Below are 12,373 nucleotides of genomic sequence, written 5' to 3'. Positions count from 1 at the left end.
TGCGAGCACTACGTGACCTGCGCCCGCGCCCACCAGATCATCCCTGTTGGCCGCGGTCCGGGCCCTGGCTGACCTCGGCTACGAAGGCGCCGCAGCGACCGTCCACATCCCGGTCACGAGGAACAACGGTCGCAGGCTCACTGATCGGCGAACGCGCGAATGCCCCGCTCACCGTCACCTTCAAGGCACTGCGCCGGGTCAGTCTCGATCCCTGGCGCATCGGCGCGATCACCCGCGCGAACTAAATGTCAGTGGATGGAACCGACCGTGCCGGGACGGGATACCAACACATCTGGTGGTGGATCTTGCTGGTGATTCGCGCCCAGAGCTCTTCGTTGGCCTGCTGTGCGCGCGGGTCCTTTTCTTTGCGTTGGCATCGTTGATGAAGAAACGCGACAAGATCCGCCGCCTGGAGCAGACGACTTGCTGAGGACGGCGCGAAGTGGATCGTGTCCACCACCCGTGCGATCTTCTGCGCCCTGTATCCCCATGTCCCGTTGGCTCGATACCAGGCCAGATCGCTGCGATAGCGGGCTTGGCCGTCAACCTCGTCAGCGATCATCAGTGCGTACTCGCCCCGCTCGGTGGCGTAGTTGTCGATGCGCTCCAGCAAGTGCGTTAGGACTACGCCGTGCGGTGGATCGGGCTGGGAGTATCTCTCCTCAAGGCCGATCTTGTCGACACCGCGGATAATGATCGCCACGTCGTGCACGGCGATCGCATCCAGGGCCAGACCGTAGATCTTGACGAGTTCGGGCACGGTGAACTTGGCCCAGGGGCCTTTTCGGTGGAACATCTCGTGGGCGTGAAGCTCGGCATCCATTGGCAGGGAACTGTGCATCTCCCATGCGGCCGCAACCACTCCGTCCAAGGCGGTCGTCAGGGAGGTCGCCGCCTGCCCTGGAACGAGCAGTGCCGTGATGAAGTGGAACGCCTTGTTATAGCTTTCGTCGGTGTAAGCCAGCAGCACGGGGCTGAGCATACGGATGGCCTGATGAGTCGTCGACTTCCTGTGATCTGCCGATCGTGTCTTGCCCGCTGTCACGGCCGTGATCGTGTGAGCCGGCCACGGGGCCTTGGCTTGGGCCAGGACCCGGCGTGCTGGGAGCAGGAGAAGACCCTCGGTGCGGTGGCGGGAGTTCAGGACGACGCTGCCCGGGCCGATGGTGGCCTCGACGCCATGACCCCTGAAATGTCGTAGGCCCATGCGACGATGCGGCATGTAAGCCGACGGGTCCAGCAAGACAGTGGAGTTGACCCGGTTTGCTGGACACCTGATCTCTGAGGAATCCTGGTTCCCGGAAGCAGGAGTTCACTGTGCCGAACAACTATCCGCCGGAGTTTCGTCGGCAGATGGTGGAGCTGGTGCGCGCGGGACGGTCACCGGAGGAGCTCGCCAAGGAGTTCGAGCCCTCTGCGCAGTCGATCCGCCTCTGGGTGCGCCAGGCCGACCATGATGACGGCCGCCGCTCCGATGGCCTGACCAGTGCCGAGAAGGACGAACTGGCCCGGCTGCGCCGCGAGGTCAAGCTTCTCCGGGAGGAGAAGGAGATCTTGCGTAAGGCCGCGGTTTTCTTCGCGCGGGAGACGGATCGGCCGAGATGAGATTCCGGCTGATTCATGCGGAGAAAGACCACCATGGTGTCTCCCTGCTGGCCCGGGTGCTGGGTGTGTCGCGCCAGGGCTACTACGCCTGGGCCAAGCACGGGCCCTCACGCCGAGCTGTGGAGGATACGCAGCTCACGGTGAAGATTCGCCATCACCATGCGGTCTCTGGTGAGATCTATGGGGCGCCACGGATCCACGCTGATCTCCGCGAGATCGATGGCATTCATATTGGGCGCAAGCGGGTGGCCCGGTTGATGCGCTGCCGGGCTGGCCGGGGTGAGCCGCCGTGAGGGTTGCCGCACCACCAACACCGACCGGCAAGCGGTCGCGGCCGGTGACCTGGTACACCGGAAGTTCACCGCGGCCGAACCGGATCTGGACCGCCGACATCACGTACGTGCCGACCTGGTAAGGCTTCCTCTACCTCGCGGTCGTCTTGGACGTCTTCTCCCGCAGAATCGTCGGTTGGGCGATGGCCGAGCACATGCGCACCGAGCTGGTCACCGACGCGCTGGCGATGGCGATCGCTCAGCGTCGCCCCGATGCCGGGGTCATTCATCACAGCGATAAGGGCGGTCGATATACCTCGCTCGCCTTCGGCCGGCGCTGTGAGCAGGCCGGCGTGCGTCCCTCGACCGGCCGCACCGGCACCTGCTTCGATAACGCCATCACCGAGAGCTTCTTCGCCTCCCTGGAGTGCGAGCTGATCGACCGACGCACCTTCCATACCAGGTCAGAGGCCGAGCGTGCGGTGTTCGCCTACATCGAGGGCTTCTATAACCCACGCCGCCGTCACTCCGCGAACGGACAGCTCAGCCCCGCCGAATACGAACGACGCCAAGCCCTCAAGCCCATCCGCGAAGACAGCTATGCTGCCGCGTGGCCGAAAGCCCTGATGTGCCTACCGAACCGGGGCAACTCCAGCCCAACAGGATGCGGTGGCGGAGTGGTGCGAAACCGGCGCAGCCGTGCATCTGGCGCATGATGCGCTTGATCTTGGTGTTCACGCCTTCGGTGCCGCCGTTGTGGTGGGGCAAGGTGACGGCCGCACAGACGGCATCGCGGTCCTGGTCGAGGCCGCGGGTGAAGGCGTGCAGGTGAGGAAGATCGGCGGCGCGGGCGGCGGTGATCCACGTGTCGAGACGGTCGGCGTTGCCCTCGCGCGGCCGGAGCAGGTCAGCGAAGGCGCACCAGCCCGGCCAAGTCGATCATCCCGGGGCAGGCAGCGGTGAGCTCGTCACGCAGGTTCTGTTGGTTGCTGGTGAGGTTACCGGGCCGGGTGAGCGGGAGCCGGGCCAGGTGGCGCGGCGAGATGGGCGGGCGTCGCCTTCGACGTGATGTAGCGATACAGGAGGTTGAAGCTGCCCGGGTAGCCGAGGGGCTTGATCTCGGTGAACAGGTGCAAGATGGGGAGGGCAGCGCCGCAGGTGGTCACGGTAAGGGTCGATCAGGGCGGGCTGGCCTTGGCCCAGCAGGCGCTGTGCGCGGCGACCTCTTTCATGACGACCTTGCTAAGGCCGTGCCACAGGTGCCACCGATCACCGGCTTGGACCGTTTGCGGGAGGGCGCGGCGGATCGCCTCGGCTTAGGCGCCGGAGCCGTCTCGGCACACGACCTGCGCTCCGGAATTTGCTAGGCACCTCAGACTGCCAGGCAGAGTTGTAGCAGGGCGGCCAGTTGCAGTGAACAGTTCGCTGCGTTTTCCTAGGAACATGGCGCAGTCGATCTCGTCCCAAGCTCTCGCGCGTCAGCGCGAGTTCGTGGGCATGAGTGTGACGGAGTTGGCTGAGGCCGTTGGCGTTACCTCGCGCGCCGTCCGCTACTGGGAGGCTGGAACGCGGACAGTGGGTGATCGTTACTTTGGGCGGCTGCTTAAGGTATTGGGGTGTGATGCACAAGATCTGACTGGACGTGAGCAAGGAACCGAGACCCTCACGGACCTGCGGCGCGCCGCGGGTATGAGCGCGGAGGAGACCGCATCCGCGCTGCGAGGTAAACAAGCTGCGCAGGGGTTGAATGTCAGTGCGGAGAAGATCCGTGACCTGGAGTCGGGCAGGCAGGTGTGCGGCTGGACATGGCGATCTCCGGAGACTCTTGGGCAGGTAGTGCGGTTGCTGGTCCAGGTGTACGGGGTCCCTGATCGCTTGGTGATGGACGCCTGGCGTCGTAGCCGCCCACAAGATCCCCTTCCGGTACTTCCTGCCCGACGACCTCACCAGAAGTCAACCGAATCTCTGACTGCTTGGCATAGCCTCAACGAGCGGCAACGCATTTATCTGACCTGCATCTTCTCGCAGGACCAGGAGGCAGAAAAGGAGCAGCGGCGCAAGCAGCACGCCGGCGAGGTGAGCCAGTCGGCAGCTGTATGGCGACGTATGACTATGGCGCTCTCGGCCCCACCCAACATCGTTGGGTACACCACTTTGCAAGAGCGGTTGCGCCGAGCCGGTGTTCATGATCCGGGGGCCGGATCCTCAATGGCAGCGCTGGAGCGGCGCGATCTGATCAAGGCATATCGGGACCGGGTTTACATCGACGGTCTAGGGGATGTACCACGTACTCGGGTGGAGATGACCCGGCGTGGCAGGGCTGTCGCCCGTGCGGGTCTCGGTGTTCCTCGCGAAACAGGGGCGCCCGCGCCGCTGCTTTCGCAATGGTTGTGGAAGATCACGATCCGGGTCGCGCGGGCTGGTGAACAGGGTGTGGACGGTAGCTTGGCCGGGCGTGGACCGCACTACCTGGCCGTAGGGCAAAGTCCTGACGGACGCACTCCGAGCAGGGGGTTCATAGTGCTCCGCCACCCGAATGGAGTAACTCACGGACCGTACCGGTGGTTCCTCAGCGACTCCGGAAAGCGTCACATTATCGACTATCTTGATGCTTACCGGACCATGTATCCGGAAGTTGACACTGAGGGCATCGAAGAGATCTCTCGTTGATCCTTTCGGGGGTTCTCCGCTTTTTGTCGGTGCCTTGGCATAGGGTTCCGGCTCGTGACGCAAGCTGATGACACAACCGACATTCAGCAGACCCACTCCCTTCTGGAAATCGTCAAAGCATTCGCCGTATGCGAGCACGCGATAGCTGGCAAGGATCTGGATGGTCCGAAACGTCTGGGGCATCTGATCGAGGCCCACGCCATCCTGATGGCGGTTTGCGGGCCTGGGCATCTGATCCGGTTCGAGGAACTGCTGGGCAGGCTCACCGGTGACCGAGCCGGTTCCCTTGAGGGCCTGCTGCCCGACTGGATTGACACCGAGGCTCTCACGGGTGTGAGGCTTCTGGACAGCGAAGGCGTGGCTACTGGGGACGGTTTCGACTTTCGGCACGAAGCTCAGCGCGTTATCCGAGCCGCGGAGAAGGTTGGGAGGTTCAGCGGTCAGGTGACGAAGCCCAAGCTCGACGACGAGTACAGTCAGGAAGCCGTCTTCAGTGCGATCAAGGGTCCCTTTTATGAGAGGCACCGCACCACGTTGGTGGAGAATCCGATAGTTCGTGTCGGTGGACTCACCGATCTAAAATTGCCGTCCCGCGCCAATGGCTTCTACAAGCCGGTCCCGCAGTACGCGCAGCACAACGGATGGTGGTGGCCCTGTCCCGCCTGTGGGTGGCCGATGAAAGTAACGGTCACCCGTTCGGGCGCACGTACCCGCGGTAGGGTCCGGTGCCTGTATCACTGGCATGAGGAGACGGGGGCGTCTTACGAGTTCGTGACGACCTCCAGGAAGAAGACGGCGCCTGAGCTGAGTCCGACCTTTGAGTGCCGAGTGCCGTCGGGACGGTTCGCCCGCCTGTGGACGGGTGCCGTGCCGCGCTTGCCGGAGGCCAAGCCTGTCGAGGACTACATGGCGCTCGTGCGACCCGTCTGGCGGTACACAGTTGTTCCGGGCTTGCCGGAACTGAGCCTGCATCGGGCTGTGGCAGATGCGCTGAAGGGTACTTCTTGGACGTCTCATCTGTGGCCCAATGGGGACCAGTGTGATCTATGGATCGCCCACCAGGACGGCGAGAAGCCGAGGTTTCCCGCCGACTTCAAGGACTATACGTGGGTGAATCATCTGGTCAGCAAGCTCCACCTCGACGGCGGTGACGGGGGAGGTGCGGAGTATCTGGTTGTTCCTGATCACCGGCAAGAGCAGGTGGCGCAGCTCGACATGGTGTGCCGCATGCACGGGATGAAAGCGGCGATGACTGCAACCGCCTATCTGGAAATGATCGTCAACGGGGTCAGGGAAGGCCAGGTATGAGCGGGGAGATGACGGGGCGCGAGGCGGGTCTGGCGGGGGCACTCGCGCTGGCGGCGCTCTACTTCCCCCGTAAGGACAATGAGGACCGCATCCTGGCGGGATTCGAGGAGGCCACGTTCTTCGCGCACCGCAAGCCGCAGGCATGGTCGGGATGGGGCAGCCTGCCGACAACGGAGCGTGACGTCATACGCCAGGTGATGGTCTTGATGTCGCCGGAATGGACGGATCCAAAGAAGCTCAAAGTGGCAGTTCTCGCCCTGCTCGGTACGCATGCCCCTGATCCGACCCCGGCCGACAAATCAGGTGGTTCTCTGCGTCTACCAGAAGGCGATCCCTACTTGGCTGACGCGGTCATCCCCCGAGTGGGAGGGGCCTACCTCGCGTACGCACAGCGTGTCACCGGCCCGTTCTTCACCTTCGGCAAACGTCCTAAAGCCCAGGCACTCGCGGGTCCGGGAACCTACAAGACCAGGACCGCCTACCTGGGTAAAGAGCACGGCACGACCAGCCGCATCATCCGCATCCCAGAAAACCCTGGCTTCCTCGAAGCACCCGGCCACGAGGCATTGCCTCAGGTGAGAACCCGCCCGCAGCGGGACCGGGTGGCGCCGTCGGTCGTGTCCCTCCTCAAGGTCGCCAAGACACTGAGCGAGCAGGACAAGAGCGTCGCCTATTTGCATCAGACCCTCAAGCGCTTCTTCAAGGGCATGAAGACCACCCGAGGAGAACTGACTGAGCTCGACTTGACGTCAGGAGACCTTCAGGTTCTGAATGCACCCACAGGAAGCGGCAAGACGGTACTCGTCAGGGTTCTGGCATCGTGGGCGGCTCTCAACGACATCCGGATCGCTCTCGCGGTGACCGACGTTCGTGCCACCCTGGACATGGCCTGGGACATTAACAAGGACCTCGCTTACTTGCATCGGATCGAAAAGCTCGCTGGTCCAGCGCACTGCACTCCGCTGATGTCGCCGACCAGCATGCACCGTCGGGCCATGGACTACGCGGCCCTCAGCCCGTCTGGCCGGATAGACCAGTGGGATCTCCGGACCAGGACCGATCTCGGCTTACTGTCGGCGGGCTGCGCCCAGCGAGCCTTGATGGATCCGCCGACCCTGTATCCGTATGGTGAGGAGAACTGCACCTCACTGACCTCCGCAGCTAGCGGCTCTGTCCGTCACACCTGCTCTTTCGCACCGGTGTGCGGCAAGTTCCAGCAGTTCTACCAGGCGACTGACGCGGCCGTGATCGTCACCAACCACGCTAACCTCCTGGAAGGACGCACCCGCATCGGCGTCGTCATGGACGGACAGGAGTTCCACGGCAAGGCCCGCGGCACCAGCGGCATGAGCGTGCTGGAGCTGGCGCTGCGGTCCTGCGATGCCCTCATCATTGATGAGATCGACGCCTTCCAGACGCAGGCCATCAGCCGCTGTACCTCCGAAATCACCCTGGCGTCCCGGAAGCGGTCTACCGCGCTCCGAGAGATCGATCAGGACGCTAAGAACCTCCCTCTCGCCCATGAGATGGAGCTGGTGTCCCCCGTCAGCCATGCCAGGCTCATGGCGGAAATGCTGCTGTTGTGGCTCTGCTCCGATAGCGGATTGAAGCTGAACCCGGGCAACGAAACGGACGGCCCAGATGGGGCCAGCCGTGACAACGCCGGTTGGCGGCTGGCCCGCTCCCGTGACCGAGAAATCCTCCAACTGCTCTTTCCGGAGGAGACCTCAGCCGAAGAGATACCCCCAGAACTCTTCTTGCTCCTCGACGAGCTCATGCCCGCACGCTGGTACGAAGACTCCTCGCCAGGTGAGAGTCCCGGCTTCCCCGCTGGGGCCGATTGGGAAGCCATTCAGACTGCCCTCACGATCCTTACCGCACAACGCGGTCAGGACTACCTCACCGAGACCCGCGAGGAAATGCGTAAACTCCTCGCGAACATCGTGCCGAACGCGCACAAGCGGTCCGCCGCAGTGAATCTCTTGGTCACCCGCAGCGTGCTGCGAGAACTCGACACTGCTTTGGATAATCTGCGGGAACAGGCGCAGGCATTGCGCTATCTCGATCTCGGGTCCGTCCGCAAGATCCTCGAAACCATGCGGAGCGGCATGGTCGTCACTCTCTACCCGCTGGCGATGCTGGGCCGATCCATCCACGGTTATCAGGTCAAGGGAATGGAGAACAAGGAGAGGGAAGCCGAACTCCTCTCCCGCTCCTTCGGCGGCGATCCGCACACCTTCGTCTCCGAACTCGGGGGCCTCACCTCCTTGCTGACCGCCGGGGTGCAACGCCCGATCATGGGGCTATCCGCAACCGCTTATCTCCCGCAGGCAGTGCAGGAACACATCCACGCCCCCGTCCGCTGGTGGCTGCCCGACACCCGCCCCGAATCCATCGTCACCGTTCCTACTCCCGTCCGCGGGCACAACGGTGATGCTATGAGGATCGGAGGCCTTCCAGCGGAACGGAAACCCAACGCCCTCCGGGATCTCGGCAGGGGTCTGTACGAGCAGCAGCTTGCCAGGCGGTTGGCTTTCTTGGAGCGGAAGGACAAAGACCGGGCCCGCGTCATCCTCGCCGTCAACTCCTATGAACAGGCTGCCTATCTCGCCTCCGGGGTGGCTCAGGCCGACGGCCTTAGCCACCGGGTATGCCTCCTGGTGAAGAAGTCCGAGAAGCAAAGCTACGAGGAGCACCTCCCCGCGCAGGTCGACAGGATGGTTCGGGAGGAGTTGAAGGACTTCCCCGAACGTGGAGAAATACTGATCGCTCCCCTCGCGGTCATCGGACGGGGCCTCAATATTGTGGTCGGCACCAGATCGGCGGTCAGCGACATCTACCTGTGTGTTCGCCCTGTCCTAAGCATCGAAGACACTGACTGGCTGCACGCGAGCGTCAACGCCGTCGGTATCAATTCGCTCCCACCAGGCGGGAGTGATGAGCCCCTTGCCGCCCTCATGACAGCCAGCGAGGCATCCTGGAGGCAGCTCTCCAAGATCCTGCGTTCGCCAGCCCGGTTCTCCAACATGGACCACGACCTCCGCAAGGAACTCGTGGCGGGCATGTTGGTCATGCTCATCCAGCTCGCGGGCCGTGCCCGCCGAGGCGAGACCGATATGACGCTGCACATCGTGGACCACTCGATCCACGACAAGAAGTTCAGCTCCGACCTAGCCACGATCATCAAACAGATCCACGCCGACTGGAACCCGGAACAGCGCGTGGTGATGAACGAGCTCTACGGCCAGGCACTACAGGCATTCCTGACGTACGCGGGCCTCGACAGCGCCATCATCTGAACTACAAGCCTGTCTTCGTCTCCCCCGGGACGGAGGTCGGCATGCTTCCCACTTCCGGGGGAGGAACCCGAAAGGCGAGGTACCCCACGATGGGGCGAGGCAACACGCGACGGGATCTCACCGCGCACACCACATCGATCAAGTGCACTAGGGAACTCCTGGACGGCATGACAGCCCTAGTCTGGAACTTCGGCGATTTCTACTCGCCGACGCGCCAGGCATGGCGGGACCTGGGGAGCCTGGCCGCGCGGAACCAGAAAAGGATCAACGGCGAGCAGGAAGCCGACCCGTTCCTCATCCCCTATTCCATCGCTGTCACCGTGCTCCAGCAGATCACTGATGGCTATGTCTACCTGGACAAGAACTTGGCATTCATGGTCACGCTCAACCCTGTAGAGCCCGCGATCCTCAAGAGCGTCTTCACCTACCTGGAAGGCGTCGTCCGTAGGATTCCTCTTGACGAGATCCCCTTCATGGACCCGCCCGACCTGGCCCACCGGATCTCAACTACCAGCGCACAGCGTCTCAGCCTCGCTGACAACATTCTCGACAAAGAGGACGGCCAACCCACCAGCCCGGACCGCTGGGCCTATGAAGCGGTGAGGTGGCACATAGCCAAGAAGTTGGCATCTGTGTCGTTCCTTGACCGGGAAATGGAGCGGATCCGGGAGGAATACGAGGGCAAGGACGGCGAGACCAAGTACAGAACAGTCGGCTGGAGGCCCTCGGGCAACGTCGCGGCCGTGGACTACCGGCCGACCAGCGACGGCGACCTGATTGCTTGGGGAAACCCGATGGGTCCGATCCCAGCGCGTCTCGCCCATCCGGTCAAGCTCAGTGACGTGGCCACTGCCCGCCCCGAGAACCCCACCCGGGCTCAGGTTCAGTACGCGCTGTCCCGCCTCTCGATCAAGATGGCCACCTACACAGCCGAACCTGTTCCGATCCTGAACCTGGACGCCCATGTCCGTCGCATCAACAACACCGTGATCCACGCCAGCACCGTCCTCGTAGATCAAGGAAAGGGTCGGCCGCTGCTGTCGCTTTCTTTGGGCGGGCGCGGCCTACGCCGGACGAACAAGCACGCGCTGGAAATCCTCTCGAAGATGGACGCCGATAGATCCTCTCTCGACCTCATCGAAGACCGGGTAGAACATGAGCACAGTCTGCTGAAGGTCTTGGATGAAAATGGCAAGCGAGTGGAGATCCTGACCCCGGCGCCTGGAGCGGTCAAGCCGACCATGCCGAAGACCGGCCCCTTCGCCGTCGGCGCCGGGGCGGGCATCCACCATCTGGCGCTGCTCAGGGAACACCTCGAGCGCGTATTTGGGGACAAGGTTTCTCCCTTCGATCTGCGGTCGAAGGGAGACGTCTTCGGGAAGAGAGCCCACGAGCCGGCTAGCGCCGCCGAAGGCAAAGAGCGCACGCAGAAGAAGGAGAAGGGCGAATACCTCGACCTTGTAGGTAAGCCGTCCCCCGAGAGCATCCTTCGGTCGATTGAGGCAACTGGATATCAGAAGCTTCGTATCCTCTGCCTGTGGTATCGGCACGAGACCCGGATGCGGATGCTCCACGGCCTCGCTCACTCCTACGATCTCAATCCAAATGATCTTGACCCTGTCGACGGTGAATTCCTCTCGGTCGCGCCTGGAATCGAGGCCGTCTTTCATGACGCCCGAGATCTTCTGGAACACGGACCCGGCACTCAGCGAGCTGCGGACACCGAAAAGATCACCAGCCGGTTCGCGGAGCCGAACGTCCTCCTCGTTGCCTGGTGCGAAACAGAGTTCCCCGTGCAAGGCAAAGCTCATGAGGGCATGAAAGCCGCTGATGCGAAGAAGGCTCTGGAAGAGAGCGACGCCAAGCACCAGGTCGTGCGTGAGCTCGCCAAAGCAGCGGTGCCATCCCAGTTCCTCATCGGCCGCTCTTACGACCCCTTCACCAAGACCTTCAATGTCATCAAAACGCCTGAGAAGGCATTTGAGGACCATCGCGTTTACATGGGGCTGCTGGACCTTTACCGATCCTGCGGCGTTGTGGACGACCGCTTCGAACGCGCGCTCTACCCCGACGACGACCCCTACCCACTGCCTCGTCTTGGGTTCTGCGGCATCCACATCCGAAAGCAGGCCACCGACTTCAGGTATAAGGGCGCACCTAAGAGGATCATCACCGCCTGCGCGATCATCCCCTCCGCCAAGCCCGGAGACCCCTGGCGTATGCTCGGCTGGAGCAACATCCACCCGGAATGGGAGCATTACGCCCAAGCCCAGGGCCATTTCCATGCTGTGGACTATCCCCTTCACACGGAGGACGGGGATAGTGACTTCCAACGCTGGGCGCAGGCTGGCGAAGACGTCCGCATTGCGCTCAAAGAACTCCGGGACGAACTCGACGGGCTTCCATACGTTCTGATGATCGATGGCCACGCGTGCCGCCGGGTATGGCCTGGCCTTCAGAACAGCAGGCAGGGCCTTGGGAAGAAGTCCGACGATCCGCGGCTCTGGCTCCCCGGAACCGGACTCCCTCCTTCTTGGAACCCCGTCAGCATCATCCGGATGAACTGCGCACAGGAAGAAATGCCGCGCCTAGCCTCCGTTATCGAAAAGCAAAAGAATGGCAAGATTGTTCCGCTTAAGACCTCCAGCGACCTGTACTACCCGGCCGATCAAGCCGAAGGCCATCCGTGGTTTCTATTCACCGAACCGAGAAACTACGGCAAGAAGCGCCATGGTCAATGGAAGACGCGCTGGCGCGCCGACCCAGGTCAGGCGTCAAACAACGCTGATGAGCGCAAAGAAAACGAACTCAACGCCCCGTGGTACGCCATGACCACCCGCGAGATCACCCCGATGCACACGAGAGACGGCTACAACCGGGAAATCCTCGCTGTCGCCGCAGCGCGGCTGAGCCACCAGGCCCTCTCATGGTCGGACCGGACCCGATACCCTGCCCCTCTCCACGCCGCACTTCAAATGGATCTCGGCCACCCACAATACCGTCGCTCCGCGCCGAAGGACCTTGAGAGCATGGAGATCCTTAGGCAAGCCACAGGTAACGACGCGTAGGAGGCAATCTCTGCCTCTCGGGGGGCGTGATCTTGTCGTCACCTGGCTCGGTCGACCGAACGTCTCTGAGGCTGACGTTTCATGAAATCTTTGATGTCTCGCCGGGGAGGAACATCTGAGAGAGCGGGGATTTGAGCTTCCCTCAGTAGTC

The 12,373-nt window shown here is 62.8% G+C and carries 5 protein-coding genes and 2 pseudogenes; 5 read left to right on the top strand and 2 right to left on the bottom strand.

Features of this window, described 5'->3' with window-relative positions; all coding sequences use genetic code 11:
* Window positions 1-241 precede the first annotated feature (241 nt).
* Complete coding sequence (locus tag ABZ260_RS00625) at window positions 242-970, bottom strand: DUF3800 domain-containing protein (RefSeq protein ID WP_355610911.1); 729 nt, start codon at window positions 968-970, stop codon at window positions 242-244.
* Window positions 971-1,353: 383 nt separating this feature from the next.
* Here ABZ260_RS00625 and ABZ260_RS00620 point away from each other — a divergent pair.
* Window positions 1,354-2,446, top strand: a pseudogene (locus ABZ260_RS00620) (IS3 family transposase); the annotation flags it as partial.
* A gap of 85 nt (window positions 2,447-2,531) precedes the next feature.
* Here ABZ260_RS00620 and ABZ260_RS00615 read toward each other — a convergent pair.
* Window positions 2,532-3,238, bottom strand: a pseudogene (locus tag ABZ260_RS00615) (transposase); the annotation flags it as partial.
* Window positions 3,239-3,320: 82 nt separating this feature from the next.
* Here ABZ260_RS00615 and ABZ260_RS00610 point away from each other — a divergent pair.
* The 4 genes from ABZ260_RS00610 (at window position 3,321) to ABZ260_RS00595 (ending at window position 12,222) form a co-directional block, all read left to right on the top strand.
* Window positions 3,321-4,547 (top strand): helix-turn-helix domain-containing protein, encoded by a 1,227-nt coding sequence (locus ABZ260_RS00610; protein WP_355610908.1) that lies wholly within the window; start codon window positions 3,321-3,323, stop codon window positions 4,545-4,547.
* 54 nt (window positions 4,548-4,601) lie between these two features.
* Window positions 4,602-5,855: a hypothetical protein gene (locus ABZ260_RS00605; RefSeq protein ID WP_355610905.1), complete on the top strand. Its 1,254-nt coding sequence runs from the start codon at window positions 4,602-4,604 to the stop codon at window positions 5,853-5,855.
* A complete protein-coding gene (locus ABZ260_RS00600; RefSeq protein ID WP_355610902.1) occupies window positions 5,852-9,154 on the top strand; it encodes a hypothetical protein in 3,303 nt (1,100 codons plus the stop codon). Before ABZ260_RS00605 ends, ABZ260_RS00600 begins: the two co-directional genes overlap by 4 nt.
* A 167-nt stretch (window positions 9,155-9,321) precedes the next feature.
* Entirely contained in the window at window positions 9,322-12,222 is a 2,901-nt protein-coding gene (locus tag ABZ260_RS00595; protein ID WP_355610899.1) for an RNaseH domain-containing protein, read from the top strand.
* Window positions 12,223-12,373: the final 151 nt, after the last annotated feature.

Source organism: Streptosporangium sp. NPDC006013, assembly GCF_040614275.1.
In the GTDB taxonomy this organism is placed as follows: Bacteria; Actinomycetota; Actinomycetes; order Streptosporangiales; family Streptosporangiaceae; genus Streptosporangium.
This window is presented reverse-complemented; position numbering and strand designations above follow the sequence as displayed.

Coding starts and splice junctions, on each gene's coding strand:
- ABZ260_RS00610 (WP_355610908.1), top strand. CDS start 3,321: ATGGCGCAGTCGATCTCGTCCCAAGCTCTCGCGCGTCAGCGCGAGTTC.
- ABZ260_RS00595 (WP_355610899.1), top strand. CDS start 9,322: ATGACAGCCCTAGTCTGGAACTTCGGCGATTTCTACTCGCCGACGCGC.
- ABZ260_RS00600 (WP_355610902.1), top strand. CDS start 5,852: ATGAGCGGGGAGATGACGGGGCGCGAGGCGGGTCTGGCGGGGGCACTC.